This window comes from Hymenobacter duratus (genome assembly GCF_014698995.1).
GTDB classification, from domain to species: Bacteria; Bacteroidota; Bacteroidia; order Cytophagales; family Hymenobacteraceae; genus Hymenobacter; species Hymenobacter duratus.
In genome coordinates this window covers 755,216-771,654 of sequence record NZ_JACWZZ010000001.1, presented here as the reverse complement: position 1 = coordinate 771,654, position 16,439 = coordinate 755,216, and the positions used below count along the sequence as shown (strand labels likewise).

The window sequence follows — 16,439 nt, the reverse complement described above, 5'->3', positions numbered from 1 at the left end:
GGTGCCGCTGTGGGCAGCACCGCCGTTCTTTTCCGCAGCTACTGCCCTGCTCCCACAAATTTCAGGAGCTGCTGATATACCACATTGTGCTGCCAGTAGAGCTGCAGCACCATCGGAATGTGGTGCTTGCCGGGCAGCACCGCAAACTGGGGCGGCCGGCCCAGCGCCGCTAGCTTCTCCCGAAACTTCCGGCTGCTCCCGCTGATAGACGGGTACGTTTTGCCCCCCACAAAAATCAGAAACGGGGGTGTGGCCGCCGTAACGTGGTACATAGCCGATACCTCGCGCCATGTTTCCGGCTGCTTTCCGAACGGCACCAGATACTGCGCATCGTTGGGGTACTCCAGCTTCTGCAGATAGTCATACATATCCAATCCGGCCGGGTCGTCCAGAATAGCGCCTTTGAGAGGATTTCGGGCCAGCCCGCGGCGCTGAAACAGGCGGTTGTCGGCGGTGAGCAGCGCCGCCAGGCCGCCCCCGGCCGAGTGCCCCATGACAAAGACGCGCTGCGGGTCGCCGCCATAGTCAGCAATGTGCTCGGTGGTCCAGATGATGGCGCGGGCGCAGTCGTCGGCCATGGCAGGCACTTCCACTTTCGGGGACAGGCGGTAGTTGATGATAACGGCCACTACTCCCTGCTTCGCCAGGCGCCGCCCGATAAACGAGTAGAAGCCCTTGCTGCCGCTGTTCCAGCTGCCACCATGAATGAATACTACCACCGGATACCGAGCGGCGGCGGCTTTTTTTGGCGCGTACACATCCAGGCGATGCCGTTCGGCATCATAAGCAGGGTCGGTGGCCGGCACATAGGCCAGGTCCTGGGTGCGCCGACTGGGCCGGGCGGTAGCATATTCGTTGGCAAAGCCCAGCAGCAGCGGCAGCAGCAACAGGGCCGGCAGGGAGAGCCAGCGGCGGGAAATAGACATAGCAGCGAACCGAAAAGACGCAGTGCTGAAACTGACTGCGCCCTGCACCTACGCACTGGTGCGCCGCCCGGATGGGAGGCGCTGGGTTTTGCGCAATATTCAAGTTACTTGCAGTGCTGTTCGGCTAGCTGATTTGCAGCGACTTATTATTTCTCTTCTATCCTTCTTGAGCATGCGGAATTTCTACTACCGTCTTGCGCTGAGCGCCGGGCTTTTTCTGGCCGGCATATTTTCAGCAGGGGCCCAAACCACCACGTTTGAGCGTCATTTTGGCACCCGCAATACGCTGGACGAGTTCCAAAGCGTACAGCCAACAACCGATGGCGGCCTCATTGCGCTGGGCACCACGGCCAACCGTAGCCACGGCCGTACGGATATGTGGCTGGTAAAAACGAATGCTGCCGGTGATACTGCCTGGACGCGCACCTACGGCACTTCAGCAGCCGAAACCGGCCGGAGCGTACAGCAAACGCCAGACGGCGGCTATCTGCTGGCAGGCCAAGTATACACGCCTGTCACCAACAAGGAGGACATTTATCTCGTGAAAACCACCGCCAGCGGCGCGGTGCAGTGGCAGCGCACGTTTGGCGGGACAGATGTAGAAATCTGCAATAGCATGGCCCTGACGGCAGATGGCGGCGCTGTTCTGGTCGGCTACCTTTCTTCTTATGCACAGAACACAAGCATCGGCACCCAACTGCTGGTGCTGAAAACGGATGCCGCCGGCAACCTGGTATGGCAGCAAACGCCCACCAGCGTTAGCCCAAGAGGCGAGAAGGGCCATGCCATCCAGCAGACTACCGATGGCGGCTATATAGTGGCCGCGGAGGGCGGCTACGAAGAAGATGCCATTGCCTTCAAGCTCACGCCAACGGGCGGTACTACCTGGCGGCACGGCTTCGGCACGGGCACAAGCACGACAGCGGTATGCGTGCAGCAGACCGCTGATGGTGGCTATGTGCTGGGCGGCATGTATGAAGATCTGCAGACGGGCCAGCGCACGCCTCGCATCACTAAGCTAAACCCCGCCGGCAACGCCACCTACGCCTATGACGTGCCCGGCAACCACGAATACGCCCGCGAAGTCCGGCAGACCAGTGACGGGGGCTACATTATCCTGGCAGACGGCCAGTTCAACGCCAGCGCTGAGCTCTCGAAAGTAGACGCAAATTGGCAGCAGCAATTTCTTCGCGTTGTTCCGGTAGGGTTTGCCTACCAGACAATCCCTACCCTGCGCATCGCCCCGAACGGCGACTACCTGTTGGGCGGCTACTCCACGCAATATTCCATCGGCTACGAGGGGATGCTGGTGCGCTACTCTGCCACCGGCACATTGCTCTGGCAACGATACTACGGTACGGAAGGCGGAACGGGTATGGAGTTGGGGCGGGATATTGCGCCTACCGCCGACGGCGGGGGCGTGGTGCTGAGCGAAGAGCCGACTAGCACCACCGATGACCAGACGCGCCTTCGCCTGACGAAGCTGGCGGCCACTGGCATCACGCAGTGGACCACCACCATCAACAACACTTTCGCCGCAGACCTGCTCGCTACCTCCATCCGCCCGACGCCGGATGGCGGGTTTGTGGTAATGGCAGCCTCCTACCTGCCCGACCCGACTACCTATATTTTCAAAACAACCAGCCAAGGTGTGGTCCAATGGAGCAAGGAATTTCCTGCTGCCAACTCGCCGGCGGTTTTCGGCAAAACGATTCCAACGGCCGACGGGGGCTATGCTGTTATCACTGGCTTCGTAGATCGGGCCTGGCTGCTGAAGCTCAACAGCGCCGGCGACACCGTCTGGACGCGACAGTTTGGCAATGCTGGAATAACCCATGCCTACGATCTGGTGCAAACGTCCGATGGCGGCTACGCGTTTGCGGGCCGTGCCTCCACTTTTGGGCGTCAGCAACAGGCGTGGGCTGTGCGTACTTCCGCTACCGGCCAGTTGCTGTGGAGTCGCACGTATGGGCGGGCGGGCACCGACCGGGTTTCCAGTATCCAGCAAACGACCGATGGCGGTTTTATTCTGGGCGGCTATTCCGACGACCCGGGCACTCGCCTGCCGCAAGCCTTGCTGCTCAAGCTCTCCGGCACCGGCGACAGTACCTGGGCGCGGCTACTGCCCCCAACTACTAGCTTCACATTTGGGTATAGGGCCCTACCTACTGCGGATGGCGGCTACATATTGCTCGATTTAACCAATACGGATCCGCTAGACTCGTATTCCCGTTCGGCGCGCCTCACCAAAACAGATGCCTTAGGCACCACCCTGTGGCAGCGTAGCTTCGGCTCCGGGACGCAGCCGATACTCTACAGCCTGGAGGCTTCCGCAGACGGAGGATTTATGAGTGTCGGCTATCAGCAAACCACACAAGGTGACGCCGATGTGTACGTCCTCAAAACGGATGGCAGCGGCAACGTGCTTAGCGCCGGTCAGCCGGCCACCGTTCTTCGTCCTGAACTGACGCTCTATCCCAATCCGGCCCGCAGCCATGTGCGGCTGCAGCTTCCGGCTGATATGCAGACCGGGGCCCTGCAGCTTACTCTGCTGGACTTGCTGGGCCGTAGCGTACGGGAATGGAACGTAGTAGCTGCACCGGCCGAACTGCCGCTGGAGATGCGCGGCGTGGCACGGGGCACCTACGTGCTACGCGTGAGCAGCCCCACAAATCACCTGAAACTGAATCGGCGCCTGATACTAGAGTAGCGCTTCCGGCTTGCCCGATAATCTAAAAGCCCGCTTGGCGCTACTGCAAGTGCCGAGCGGGCTTGTTTGTGCCCCGCCGTACAAGAACCCCGCCGCCGGGAGCGTTACAGGAGCGTTATATTTGTCTGAAAACCATGGCAGCCGTCGTGTTGGCCGCCGCAGAAGTCTTTTTTCGGCCCCTCTCTTTTACATGAAATACCCACTTGTTGCAGCCCTCGGGCTGGTTGCGCTGCTGAACTTGCCGGCACAGGCCCAGCGCAAAACCAAAATCAAAACCAAAGACGCCACCGTGACGGCCGCCAACCGCCTGCAGCCACTGTTCGGAGGTATTGCGGCGGCACAGGCCGAAGGGCTGCTGTCTCCCGGCTACGTAGAAAAAGTGGCCGCCAGCTTCGGCTCCCGGGCCGAAGCCAGCCGTTTCTTCTCCAGCAAAGGCTACGAATACATCAGCGAAGGGCAGGCCGATACGGCCATTACCCGCTTCAATCTGGCGTGGTTGCTCGATGCCAAAAACCCGGAGGTCTACCGCGGCCTGGGCATTGTGGCCAGTAAGAACCCTGCCCCCGATCAGGCCATCGACCTGCTCACGAAGGGCTTAGCCCTGGCACCCGAAAACGCCCTGATGCTCTCCGACCTGGGGTCCAGCTATCTGATTCGGTACGAGCAGACCAAAAAGAAAAAAGACCTCACCACCGGCATTGGCTACCTGCAGCGCGCCCTCGCCGCCGACCCCAACAATGCCATTGCCTGGCAGCAAATGGCGTTGGCTCATTACCTGCAGGAAGACTACACGAAAGCCTGGGAAGCGGTCCATAAAGGCCAGAACATCAGCATGACCAGCATCGACTTCAACTTCCTCAGCGACCTGATGGCAAAAATGCCCGATCCGGAAGGCAAGTTCAAATAAGCTCGGTGAGGCTAGGAGCAGGCCTTGTGCCGGCCACTGCAACCCCTACCTATTTCCCGCGTACCACGCGTTTCGCACTTTTGCCTGCCTGCTATACTCTCCTTATTTCCATTCTCTACTCACCTATCTACTACCTCACCTAACCTCGTCCCTGCGTGAAGCACGTTCTGCTGATTTCATTTTTCGCGGCCAGTAGTATGCTGGCGCACTCCGTTGCGGCTCAGGAAGGACCGGAGCGCCGCCGCCGCCACTACAGCAGCCAGGCACGGGCGTACTACCGGGGCCCGGTTCGGTTTACGGCGGGCGGAGGCGTGGCCCTCTACAACGGCGACCTGGCCGGCGACCTGGGCAACAACCTGCCCGGGGGCAGCGGCAGCCTGGGCATTCTGTACTTGGTGCGGCCGCGGCTGGTTATTGGCGGCGAGGCCACGTATTTCCAGCTCGGGGCCAAAGACCAGTTGGTTGAGCGGGGTCTGGCATTTCGGGGGCGAAATGTGAGTGGCATTACGTTTCTGCGCTACGAACTGCTGCGCGACGAAAGCGAGTTTGCCAGCCCGAAGCGCCCGGCTGCCCTTATCAAACCGTTTGTGAAGGCTGGAGCCGGCTTCCTACTCTACAATCCCAAGTCGTATCTCGGTACACTGCGGCCAGACGACCGAACCAGCTTCCTGGCGCCGGAGCGCAACGACTATCCGGCCCTGGCCATTACGGCACCCGTAGGCTTTGGCATCGTATTCCGGCTCACCCCGCAGCTCAATGCCACGGCCGAAGCAGCCTACTTCTTCACCACCACCGACCAGCTCGACGACATCAGCCCGGTCAGCGGCCGCTCCAGCTCCAGCCTCAACGACGGCTACGGCCTGGTAGAGTTGAAGCTGGAATACGCGCCCTGGGGCCGGTAGCCGGCTGATGGCAGTTGCCAGAATACTGCAAACAGCTACAAGCAACAATAAAAAAGGCCCGTCGAGCGACGGGCCTTTTTTGCTAGCGTGAAGCAGATACTATTGCTTCACGAAACGCTGATGGAACACTTTCTGCCCGTCGCTGACGGTGAGAGTGTAGATGCCTTTGGCCAAAGCCGACACGTTCAGCTGGTCGCCGCTGATACGCAGGCCGGTGACTTTGGCGCCGCGCAGGTCCGTGAGCGTCACGGATACTATGGGGGCGTTGTCGGGCATGATAATGTTCACGACATCGGTAGCGGGGTTCGGGTACAGCTCGAGGCTGCGCGAAACGCTCTGGGTAATGCCCATGCTGGCGTTGCTGCCCGTGTTGCCGGCAATAGCCGCGCCACCGGAGATGGTGATGGAGTAGTCCTCGGTTTCGCCGTAGCTGAAGCTGCCGCAGCTGCTCGTGGCCGAGGCGTCGCTCATCACCACGCGCAGGCGGGTCTTGCCGTTCTTGGCCGTGGCCGGCACCGTGAACGTGCTGCTCAGCGTCGTGGCGCTGCTCGTGCCGGCCCGGCTCACCACCGTCTCGCCGCTGTCCAGGAAGTCGCCGTCCTGGTTGTAGTCGATGTACACTTTCCAGTACTCGGTGTAGGCCGTGGAGGCGAAGCCGGCGCTGTAGCTGATGGTCTGCGTCGAGCCGGCCGTGACGGTCGTGGTCAGGGCCGTGCCGTCGTAGTAGCCGGCGTTGCTGGCCGAGCTGCGGTTGATGCTGCCCAGGCTCACCAGATCAATCCACTCGTACGACACATTCGTGCCTTTGCTGGCACAATAAACAGGCGTGGTGGGCGCACCACTGCCACCTGCGGCGGCACCTACACCCACGGCGTACCACGCATTCGCAACGGCTGTCACCTGCGCCGAGCCGGCACCATATAAGTCCGTAGCGGCCGAAATAGCGGCTGTGCGGGCATTGGCATAGGTAGAGGAAGCCGATAGGTATACCGCTTCGGCACGGTAGGCAATTTTGGCGGCGGCATCAAGCCCTATGCCGGCTACCGTGTAGGCACTCCCGATGTCGTTGGTGCCCGAACCACCTTGGCTCAGCAGGTAGAACCAGTAGTTGAGCACGCCCGAGTTGGTGTGCACTCCGCCGTAGTCATTCGACTGCGTGGGGCTGGTGGTAGTGGCTTTCCAGTAGGTGCCTTTGTAGGTATCGGGCTGGCCGTAGGTGTTGGGGCTGCTCATGGAGCGCAGGGCACCGCCGGCCTTCATGATTTCTTCGCCGATAAGCCAGGTGCTCTTGCCGGTGAGGCCATAGGTGCTCACGGCGCGGGCTTCCACGCAGGCGCCCCAGATATCGGAGAAGCCTTCGTTCATGGCGCCCGACTCATTCTGGTAGGTCAGGTTGGCCGTTTTTTCGCAGACGGCGTGCCCGATTTCGTGGCCGCATACGTCCATAGCCGTCAGGGGCTTGAAGGTGCTGGCCCCGTCGCCGTAAGTCATGCGCACGCCGTCCCAGAAGGCGTTTTCGTACCCGGCACCGCCCGGCACATCATCAAAGTGCACGTAGCTCTTGATTTTGGCGCCGGCATTGTCGTAGGAGTTGCGGTTGTGCACCAGCTTCCAGTAGTCGTAGGTGGCCTGCGCCCCGAAATGCGCGTCGCCGGCCACGTTGTCGAAGTTGGTGTTGTTGTACTCGGCGGCCGTCCAGTTGTTGTCGGCATCCACGAAGTCGACGGCGCCAGTGTAGCTATTGCTGCGTTTGCAGTTGTAGGTTTCGATGCCCAGGCCGCGCGTGACCTCACGCAGATTATAGCCGCCGGTAGCGGTGCCGTTGGCCAACGAGCGGGTGCCGCTGTAGGCGGTAGCAAATGTGGCCGTGGCCGCCGCGTGCTTGATGATATTGTCCTGGCCTACTACTTCGCCGGAATGGGCATCCACGTAGATATAAGCGCGGCTGATGGGGGCCTGCGCGTAGACGTTGAACTTCCAGGCCAGCGTGGGCTTGCCAGCCAGTGCGGCATTGTGCGTGCGCAGGTTGCGCACTACCACCAGCTCGCCCTGCGGACGATAGGTGGCGTTGGGGTTGTTTTCGAATTGCTTCAGGCTGGCCTCTTCCCGGTCGTCCTGCCACATGTATTTGCGGGCGCCCACAAACGCCATAGCGCGCTGCAGCGCGGCATCGGCAGAGACGGAAGGCGTGGGATTGAGCCCGCGCACCCGCTCAAACTGCCCGCTGATGCTCTGCACTTTGCCGCCGCGGGCGTGCACTGAGTAGGTGGCATGCTCTACTTTGATGCCTTTGTAGTACTGCTGAAATTTCTCGTGCGCAAAGCCCAAATCGTCGGCTTCCGACTTGAGGGGCAGCATCTGGTCGTCTGTAGTGAGCTGCAGCTGGTCGCGGAGCAGCTGGCTGGCCTGGTTGAGCTGGTAGGCGGCCGCATCGGCTTTGAACTGCACCAAATAAGGGGTGCCGTTGTCGTTGAGGTCTTTGCTTTGCACCCGAGAAAGGTCTTGGGCCAAGCCGGTTGAGCTTAGGCCACCGAGCAGCATCAGTGCTGCCGCAGAGTACTTGTTGAGCATGTTGTGTGGTTGTAGGAGTGAGAAAAGATCGGCCTGTATGATTTCCATCAAACAGGCCATCAATTTATAGTATTTCCAAAACCAACAGCATTTTATTGAAAATTTATTTCCCTTGATCCTGTATCATTGCAACTATCACAACATTTTACAATGTTAATTGAATGCAACTTATCCGGCATTAAATACCAGAAGACAGCTTATTACAGCTCCAAAATCAAATTTCCAGCGTATTACACTGACAAAATATTACACATCGATTTCCTTCTGAAATGCATGATTCTTCCCAATTGAATAATCGCTGGAGCCTTGCGCAACAGCTTGCCGTCGTGACGGGCGCTTCCAAAGGCATCGGCGCGGCAGTAGCTACCGAGCTACTCGGCTTTGGCGCCACGGTGCTGGCCGTGGCGCGGCAGGCGCCCGAACTGGAAGCACAGGTAGCCGCGTGGCGGGCGCAGGGCCTAGATGCGTACGCCGTGATGGCCGATGTAAGCACCGAAACCGGCCGCTGGCAGGTACTTGATGCCGTGGCTGCACATGGCAACGTGCTGCATATTCTGGTCAATAACGTGGGCACCAACATCCGCAAGCCCACCATCGACTATAGCCCCACCGAGTATCAGCACCTGCTGGCTACCAACCTGGAATCAGCGTTTGGGCTGTGCCAGGGTACATATCCTATGCTGAAAGCGGCCGGGGCGGCTAGTATTGTCAATGTGTCGTCGGTGGCGGGGCTGCAGCACGTGCGCACCGGCTCCATCTACGGCATGACCAAAGCGGCTCTCATTCAGCTCAGTCGCAACCTGGCCGCAGAATGGGCACCGGCTGGCATCCGGGTGAATGCCGTGGCGCCGTGGTACATTCGCACGCCGTTGGCCGAAACCGTGCTGCGCAACCCCGAATACCTGGAGCAGGTGGTGAGCCGCACGCCGCAGGGCCGGGTAGGCGAGCCGGAAGAAGTGGGCGCCGCCGTGGCGTTTCTGTGTCTGTCGGCCGCCAGCTACATCACCGGCCAGTGCCTGAGCGTAGACGGCGGCTTCTCCGTAAATGGCTTCTGAGCCCTGATTTTCGCTGGATTTCGTGGAGTTTCCGAACGAACAAACCCCAAGCGAGACTTGCCGTCCGGCAAGTCTCGCTTGGGGTGTAGCATGCCTGATGTAGCGCCGCGGTAATCGTACATCACCGCCCTAAAATCGGCTTACAGCCGGGTCAGCGCCTGTTCGTAGCGGGCTAAGGAGCCTTCGGCGGAGGCCAGATAGAGGAAAGGCTCAATCAGCTCCAGCTCCATGAGCAGCAGCTCGCCGTCGGCCTCTACTCCGTCTACGCGGGCGTAGAGGCAGCCCTGGGCAAAGTCGTGCACAATACGGTCGGCGGCGCGGCGCAGGTAGTCGGGTGCCTCGCGGGCTGCAATGCCGCCACCGAGGTAGTGCTGCACCCGGAAGTCGCCGGGCTTAGGCGTTTTCAGCACGCAGTGGCTGTACTCGCCACCCAGATAGATGAGCGACCATTCGCCCTGCTCCTGAATCTGGGGCTGAAACGGCTGCACCAGAAAAGCCTCGTGGCGCAGCAGCTCCGTCAGTTCTGGGGTACGGCGGGCGGCTTCGGCGCGGGTCAACTCGAAGGTGTTTTTTGCCCCGCCGCTCACGGAGGGCTTCATCACCAGCCGTTCACAGCCAAGTGTTTCAAACAGCTCATCGGCCTGAAAAGCGCTGCCCTGCACCAGCCAGCGCGTGGGTACAATACGCACGCCGGCCTGCTCCATGTCGCGCAGATACTTCTTGTCGGCGTTCCAGCGCACGGTTTTCACGGGGTTCAGCAGGCGCACGCCCTGAACCTCTATCCTATCAAGCCAGGCGTAGAATTCCTGCACCCTATCGAAGTAATCCCAGGGCGACTTCAGCACCACCACATCGTAGCTCAGCCAGTCAACGGCCGGGTTGCTCCAGATGCGCGGCTCAACATGGTGGCCCTGCTGGCGCAGGTGGCGCGTAAGCAGGTTGTCTTCATCATCGACGTTGGGCGCGGCGTATTGGGCCAGCGTTTCGCAGGTTACAAGCGCAATGTTCATGCAATAGTGAGGTGATGGAGGAATGAGGTGATGAGGTGATGAGGCAAGGCAGTGCGAAGTCGCGGATGTACACCGAGCACTTGTCACCTCATTACCTCGTCACCTCATCACGGCTTACTTTTTCATAGTCAGATAATCGGCGGCCAGCGTGGCGAGGGTCTGCACGCCCAGAGTCAGGCCGCTTTCGTCTACGAAAAAGCCGGCTGTGTGGTGCGGGGCCGTATCGGCAGCCTTCTTGCCTTTGGGCATGCCGCCTACGAACAGGAACACACCCGGCACTTTCTCCTGGAAATAGGCGAAGTCCTCGGCCCCGGTTACGGCCTTTTGCAGCTCTACATGCTCGGGGCCGGCTACGCGGCGCAGCGTAGGCAGCATCTGCTCGGTGAGGCGCGGCTCGTTGTAGGTCACGGGCGCATAGTTCACGATGTCTACTTCGGCGGTGGCGCCGGTGCTTTCCGCAATGTTGGTAGCAGTGCGGCGCACGGCGGTCCAGATTTGCTGCTGCATGTCGGCGTTGAGCGTGCGGATGGTGCCGGTCAGCTCCACTTGCTCCGGAATGATGTTGTTGCGCACCCCGCCGTGCACCATGCCCACGGTCAGCACGGCGGCGTCTTCGGTCAGCTGCACCTGCCGGCTCACGATGGTCTGCAGGCCCATAATAATCTGGGCGGCGGCTACCACCGGGTCCACGGCCAGCCACGGATACGCACCATGCGCCGACTTACCTTTCACCTTGATAGTGAAGACATCCGACGAAGCCATTTCGCCCTCGGGACGGTAGCGCAGCGTGCCTACTTCGGTCTGGGCGTTGATGTGCACCCCGAAAATAGCATCGACGTTGGGGTTGCTGAGTACGCCTTCCTGCACCATCAGCTTGGCCCCGCCCGTCACGCCGGGCAGCGAGCCTTCCTCGGCGGGCTGGAAGATGAACTTCACGGTGCCCGGCAGGTCTTTTTTCACCTGGCTCAGCACGTTGGCCGCGCCCAGCAGCATGGCCACGTGGGTATCGTGGCCGCAGGCGTGCATCACGCCTACTTCCTGGCCGTTGTACTGGGCGCGGGCTTTGGAGGCGAAAGGCAGCGTTGGACTTTCCGTGACGGGCAGGCCGTCCATGTCGGCGCGCAGGGCCACCACGGGGCCGGGCTTGCCGCCGCGCAGGATACCCACCACACCGGTGCGGGCCACGCCGGTTTGCACTTCCAGTCCCAGCCGCTTCAGCTCCGCTGCAATAATGCCGGCCGTGCGGGTTTCCATGTTGCCCAGTTCCGGGTGCTCATGAATGTCGCGCCGCCAGGCAATTACCTGGGTTTCCTGTTGCGCCGAGAGCTTGGCAATGCGGGCATTGAGGGCGGCATTCTGGGCGGCAGCCGGACGGACGAGGGAGCAAGCAAGGGGAAGTAATAGGAGCAGACGCTTCATGCAGCAGACGTAGAAAGTGGCCCCAAAAGGTACAACGCCCGCGCCGGTTCGCCAGCAGACGGTGCCGCAGTGGCTTTCACAGTCATCCAGTGCCTCAGCTGCGAAGCGGCAGTGCGGTGCCAGGCGGCGCGGCCTTACCTTTGCCGCATGTCATTCACCACCGTCACTGCTACCCCTGTTGCTGCTGAGCCGCTGCGCTGGCCTGCTGCGTGGCGCAATGCGAGCTTTCGGGTGCGGCTGCTGGGCGTACTGGTGTTGCTGCTGGGACTTGTGACGGTGCTACCGCGCTTTTTTGCCTTCATTCAGGCCCGGCCCGGCGTGGTATTGCCCGACCCGCTGCTGGCCCTGCTGCCCGCGCACGATGTGTCGGGGCCCACATTTGCGGTTATCTACCTGAGCATTGGGGTGGGCGTGGTGTATCTGCTGCCGCGGCCGGCGCTACTGCTGCGGGCGTTGTGGGCCTACTGGCTGCTGCACCTATGCCGCTGTCTGCTGCTGTGGCTGCTGCCGCTGGAGCCTCCGGTGGGCCTGGTGCTGCTCCGCGACCCGCTGGTAGACTCTCTCATTTACGCTGCCCCGGCTCCCATCACCAAAGACTTGTTTTTCTCGGGCCACACCGCCACCGTGGCGCTGCTGGCGCTGTCGGTAGGGCCGGTTCGGCTGCGCCGCTGGCTGGTAGTGGGCGCCGTAGCCGTAGGTCTGCTGGTGCTGGTGCAACACGCGCACTACACCTACGATGTGCTGGCCGCCCCGCTCTTTGCCGCTTTCTGCTTCTGGCTGTCTGGCCGAATAACATCAGGAAAGCACACGGCGCCGGCGCGGTAAGCCTGCTACTTCAGGTGCTTCTCGTAGATGCCGGCTGCTATTTTCTCGGTCAGGGACTTGGGCACGAGGCCAGTCAGGCGGGCCGAGACTTTATTTAGCGCGCCCGGTATCAGCTCGGCCTCACCGGCCAGCATGGCCGCAATACCGGCCTGGGCCACCTGCTCGGGCGTCATGGATACTTTGTTGGCGGTTTCCTGCAAGCCGGCGCTCATGCCGGCCCGGTCGGCGAAGTCGGTGGTGGTGGCACCGGGGCTGAGGCAGGTGACCGACACGCCGGAGCCGCGTAGCTCGTAGCGCAGCCCGCGTGAGAAGCTGAGCAGAAATGCTTTGCTGGCCGCATACAGCGTGAGCGTGGGCACCGCCTGGTAGGCCGCCGTGCTCGACACGTTCAGGATAAAGGACTTGCCCTGCTGCCGGAGCGCGGGCAGCAGCCGGTGCGTGAGGGCTACCGGCACGTGCATGTTCAGCTGCAGCATGCTCTGCTGCTCGGCTAGCCCCAGTTCCTCAAACCGGCCCCACATGCCGTAACCAGCATTATTCACCAGCACCGCCAGCTCCTGCGTCTGGCTGTTGGCCCACTCGGCCACCTGCTCCACGGCATTGGGGGCGGCCAGATCCTGCGCCAGCACGGCCACCTCCACGCCCGACTGCGCACGCAGTTCCGTGGCGGCCTGCTCTAGCTGGTCTTTGGAGCGTGCCACCAGCAGCAGATTGTAACCCCGGCGGGCCAGCTCGGCGGCAAAAGCCCGCCCGATTCCGCGGGAAGCACCAGTAATGAGGGCAGTAGGCATGTTGGTTGGGTTTGTATTGTCTGTCATCCTGAGCGGAGCGAAGGACCTTATCACCGCAGACCGACTCTGTTCAACGTGATAAGGTCCTTCGCTCCGCTCAGGATGACGGAACTTCATGTAAGCCTTAGTTCTGCTACTTTACTAAGTGCAGAAACCGCAGATAAAACGGCGTAGGACTGTTTTCGTGCTTGGGCTGATACTTGCCAGCCAAGATGGGCACGTACATCACGCGGCGGCGCGAGGCCTCCCCTACCAGCGGCGACTGCGCCACGCGGTGCCACATGCGGCCATCGTGCACGGTCAGGTCGCCGGGCTCGGTTTCCACGGCTATTTCGTGGTCGTCGGCGCTGACGTCCTTATAGTATTTCTTACGAAACAGCATTTCGCGCAGCGGCTGGTGGTGGGTGCCCGGAATCAGGCGCAGGCCGCCGTTGGTGGCGGGCGTACCATCTAGGTGGAAGCCTACGTTGAGCATGGGGCCGATGCGCTTGCCGTAAAACACGTCCCGGAGCGAGTCGGTGTGCCAGCCCATCTGCGAAAACTCCGAGCCCGGCACGTTTACGTAGTGGTTGATGACGAGGCCATCCTTTTCGTTGATACCCACCCGGCCGCCCGGCGCTTCGAGCAGCGGAAACAGGGCCCGGAAACGCGCGTCCTGCAGAAACTCGGCCAGCACGGGGCTGTAGTGCGAGGCAAAGGCGAAGCGCTGCACGATGAGCGAGCCATCCACGTCTTTGCCGTATTTGATGGGCACGCCGTTCACTTTCTGCACGCCTTCGGCCAGCCACTGCTGCTGCACGGCTTCGGTGGCCCGCAGTAGGGTCTGCACCTGCTCGGGACCGGCAAACGCACGGAAATGAAGGAAGCCGTAGCGCCGGAAAAAGTCCAGCTGTTCGGTAGTGAGGGCAGAACCGAGAGTAAAGCGCGGATAGGGTAGTGGTAGAGAAGCCATAGTAGCCGTAGCGGCCGGGAGTACGCCCGCAGGCGCAAAGATACAAGGTAGCCGGGCGCCGCCCCATGCGTTGGGCTGCAATCCGGCCGCGGAAAAGTCGGGAAGCTGCACGCTCAGGCGTGAAGAACTGATGAAACCAGGGAACCGGCGCGCGGGTTTTGGCCGTCCCTCGTACCTTAGCCGCAATGTCTGGTTTCCGGTTTCGTTTGTTGCGGCCAGGATGGCTGCTGCTGGCGTCCTGCGCCCTGGGCTTGCTGCTCCCCGAGCCAGCCCCGGCCCAAACGGCGGGTAGCCGCCTCGTGCCTTTCCGAAAGGGCAGCCGCTGGGGCTACGCCGACCAGAGCCGCCGCCTCGTGCTGCCGCTGGCCTATGATGAGGCCGGCCCCTTCGTGCAGGAACTTGCCTGGGTGCGCCAGGGCCCGCTCTACGGCTACATCGATGCCGGCGGCAACGCCCTGATACCGGCCCAGTACAGCTACGCCGGCAACTTCGACCCCGACGGGCGCGCCACCGTAGTGCTGCGCGGCGACACTTTCGCCATCGGGCCCGCCGGCCACCGCCTGACCACGCCCGCCGAGCCCGAACCCGAAACCGACTACCTGGAGCAGGGCGACCTGCTGCGCCGCCAGGGCAAAGTCGGGTTCCAGTTCACGAGCGGCTCCAGCACCGTGGTGCCCGCCGAGTACGACGAAATCCGAGACCTGCACCACAGCGGCCTGCTGCTGGTGCGCCAGGGCAGCAAATGGGGCGTGCTCAATGCCAAAGGCCGTCTCGTGCTGCCGCTGGCGTATGACGCCATCCGGGTCACGGCCGCCAACGGCTTCCAGTATCCGATAGTGGAGCAGACCGGCCGTTTCGGCTACCTCAGCCATGAGGGCCGGCTGCTGACTGAGGTGAAATACGCCGCCGCCGAGCCGTTTGTGGCCGACGTGGCCCGCGTAACCACCACCACCGGCCAAACGGGCTACATCAACAGCAAAGGGCGGGAGTTCTGGGAAGATTGAGCCTGATAAAGAGGCCGGAGTGCCAGGCACTATTATCGGGCACAAGGCGTAGTATGTATCTTACCACCGACAGACTACTTACTGTTTCATCTGCTACCCTGCCGCCCGACACGATGCTGCTTTCTTGCCCACTGTTTCGCAAACTGGTTTTGACTCCGCTGTCAGCCACATGCACCACCCGCAAGCCCCTTTTGCTGCTGGCTTTGCTGTGGCTACTTGCCGGTCCGGTTTTCGCCCAGGCCCAAGCCACACCCACAATGTATACTTATGTGGAGCAAACGCCTACCTACCGCCACGGCCGCAGTGCGGCGTTGGCCCAGTTTGTGGAGCGCAACCGCAAGTTTCCGCGGGAGCAGTGGAAAACGCAGGGCCAGGTATTTGTGCGCTTCATCGTGACCGAAACGGGCGGGGTGAGCGACGCCGAAGTGACAAAGGGCCTCAACCCGATTCTCGACGCCGAAGCCCTGCGCGTGATTCAGCTACTGGACGGGCAGTTTCTGCCGGGCCGCCAGAACGGCCGGGCGGTGCCGGTGTACTACACGCTGGCCGTGCCGTTCGTCACGAAGTAGAATGCCGCTGCTATGCTCGACCTTCCCATCCTCAACGTGCACCTACAGCCCTGCCACGAAGACTGGCAGCAGATGACACCCGTGGCGCAGGGCCACCACTGCGCCAGTTGCCAGCGCACTGTCTTGGACTTCACCGATGCCACCCAGTCCGACCTGGAGGCGGCCCGCGCCGCCTCTCCCGACGGGCGCCTCTGTGGCCGGTTCCGGGCAGAGCAACTGACCGCGCCGCCGCGCTTACGCCCGAAGCTGCGGAAGTTTCTGGTGGCGCTGGTGCTGGTGTGTGGTCTGGGGTTGACGAGCCAGGAGGCGTGGGCGCAGGTGCAGTGTTTTGGCAGTAGCCCACCCACTCACTTAGTGCTACACAGGCCGCAGGAACTAAACCCGGCAATTCTAGCCGTGCGAGCCAATGCGCTGCATACGTTCCGCCAACGGGCGGTCCGGCAGGCCTCGTTGCGGGACCTGCCCGCGCAAGTGCCGGAGCCCCATACAGTCGTTCTTGGTATGGTAGGAACAGAACCTATGCCGTCTTTTCCAGGTGGGCAAGATTCATTGGTAGCGTATCTCAAAAGAAACCTGCGTTACCCGGCCTCCACTACAGCTGAAGGCAAAGTATTCGTCAGCTTCGTTATCACGCAAACCGGGCACATCACGCAAGCCAAGGTGTTAAAAGGCGTCAATCCAATTCTGGATGCGGAAGCATTGTGGGTGGTGCGGCAAATGCCCCGCTGGATACAACCGTCCCAACAGCACACAATAGAAGCAAGCTACACGCTGCCCATCACGTTCAGCCAGAAGTAG

At 61.5% G+C, this 16,439-nt stretch carries 14 protein-coding genes; 8 read left to right on the top strand and 6 right to left on the bottom strand.

Going from position 1 to position 16,439, the window contains the following annotated elements:
• Nucleotides 1–38: 38 nt before the first annotated feature.
• Nucleotides 39–926, bottom strand: coding sequence for an alpha/beta hydrolase (locus IC231_RS03105; protein WP_190783142.1), 888 nt, complete (start codon nt 924–926; stop codon nt 39–41).
• A gap of 172 nt (nt 927–1,098) precedes the next feature.
• Here IC231_RS03105 and IC231_RS03100 point away from each other — a divergent pair, with 172 nt between their 5' ends.
• The 3 genes from IC231_RS03100 (at nt 1,099) to IC231_RS03090 (ending at nt 5,445) form a co-directional block, all read left to right on the top strand.
• The gene (locus tag IC231_RS03100) at nt 1,099–3,636 is read left to right on the top strand and encodes a hypothetical protein (RefSeq protein WP_190783141.1); all 2,538 of its coding nucleotides are present in this window, start codon (nt 1,099–1,101) and stop codon (nt 3,634–3,636) included.
• A 190-nt stretch (nt 3,637–3,826) separates the two neighbouring features.
• Nucleotides 3,827–4,543 (top strand): tetratricopeptide repeat protein, encoded by a 717-nt coding sequence (locus IC231_RS03095; protein ID WP_190783140.1) that lies wholly within the window; start codon nt 3,827–3,829, stop codon nt 4,541–4,543.
• Between the two features lie 155 nt (nt 4,544–4,698).
• A complete protein-coding gene (locus IC231_RS03090; RefSeq protein ID WP_190783139.1) occupies nt 4,699–5,445 on the top strand; it encodes a hypothetical protein in 747 nt (248 codons plus the stop codon).
• A gap of 99 nt (nt 5,446–5,544) precedes the next feature.
• On the opposite strand, the gene IC231_RS03085 is transcribed toward IC231_RS03090, so the two are convergent.
• Nucleotides 5,545–8,016, bottom strand: coding sequence for a M4 family metallopeptidase (locus IC231_RS03085; RefSeq protein ID WP_190783138.1), 2,472 nt, complete (start codon nt 8,014–8,016; stop codon nt 5,545–5,547).
• Nucleotides 8,017–8,285: 269 nt separating this feature from the next.
• On the opposite strand from IC231_RS03085, the gene IC231_RS03080 reads away from it, so the two are divergent.
• Nucleotides 8,286–9,071 (top strand): SDR family oxidoreductase, encoded by a 786-nt coding sequence (locus tag IC231_RS03080; protein ID WP_190783137.1) that lies wholly within the window; start codon nt 8,286–8,288, stop codon nt 9,069–9,071.
• A gap of 140 nt (nt 9,072–9,211) precedes the next feature.
• Here the strand turns inward: IC231_RS03080 and IC231_RS03075 are convergent, their stop codons facing one another.
• Both IC231_RS03075 and IC231_RS03070 read right to left on the bottom strand, forming a co-directional pair.
• Nucleotides 9,212–10,081, bottom strand: a complete 870-nt coding sequence (locus tag IC231_RS03075; RefSeq protein ID WP_190783136.1) for an ATP-grasp domain-containing protein — start codon at nt 10,079–10,081, stop codon at nt 9,212–9,214.
• A gap of 114 nt (nt 10,082–10,195) precedes the next feature.
• On the bottom strand, nt 10,196–11,500 hold the full coding sequence (locus IC231_RS03070; RefSeq protein ID WP_190783135.1) for an amidohydrolase: 1,305 nt from the start codon (nt 11,498–11,500) through the stop codon (nt 10,196–10,198).
• 147 nt (nt 11,501–11,647) lie between these two features.
• Between IC231_RS03070 and IC231_RS03065 the strand changes: the two genes are divergently transcribed.
• Nucleotides 11,648–12,325: a phosphatase PAP2-related protein gene (locus tag IC231_RS03065; protein WP_190783134.1), complete on the top strand. Its 678-nt coding sequence runs from the start codon at nt 11,648–11,650 to the stop codon at nt 12,323–12,325.
• 5 nt (nt 12,326–12,330) lie between these two features.
• Here the strand turns inward: IC231_RS03065 and IC231_RS03060 are convergent, their stop codons facing one another.
• The gene (locus IC231_RS03060) at nt 12,331–13,116 is read right to left on the bottom strand and encodes an SDR family NAD(P)-dependent oxidoreductase (RefSeq protein WP_190783133.1); all 786 of its coding nucleotides are present in this window, start codon (nt 13,114–13,116) and stop codon (nt 12,331–12,333) included.
• A 133-nt stretch (nt 13,117–13,249) separates the two neighbouring features.
• Nucleotides 13,250–14,068 carry a phytanoyl-CoA dioxygenase family protein gene (locus IC231_RS03055; RefSeq protein ID WP_190783132.1) on the bottom strand — a complete coding sequence of 273 codons (819 nt, stop codon included), beginning with the start codon at nt 14,066–14,068 and terminating at the stop codon, nt 13,250–13,252.
• A gap of 185 nt (nt 14,069–14,253) precedes the next feature.
• On the opposite strand from IC231_RS03055, the gene IC231_RS03050 reads away from it, so the two are divergent.
• The 3 genes from IC231_RS03050 to IC231_RS03040 all read left to right on the top strand — a co-directional run bounded on the left by IC231_RS03050 (nt 14,254) and on the right by IC231_RS03040 (nt 16,439).
• Nucleotides 14,254–15,072: a WG repeat-containing protein gene (locus IC231_RS03050; RefSeq protein ID WP_190783131.1), complete on the top strand. Its 819-nt coding sequence runs from the start codon at nt 14,254–14,256 to the stop codon at nt 15,070–15,072.
• 113 nt (nt 15,073–15,185) lie between these two features.
• The gene (locus IC231_RS03045; RefSeq protein WP_190783130.1) at nt 15,186–15,641 is read left to right on the top strand and encodes an energy transducer TonB; all 456 of its coding nucleotides are present in this window, start codon (nt 15,186–15,188) and stop codon (nt 15,639–15,641) included.
• A 12-nt stretch (nt 15,642–15,653) separates the two neighbouring features.
• Nucleotides 15,654–16,439: a TonB family protein gene (locus tag IC231_RS03040; protein ID WP_190783129.1), complete on the top strand. Its 786-nt coding sequence runs from the start codon at nt 15,654–15,656 to the stop codon at nt 16,437–16,439.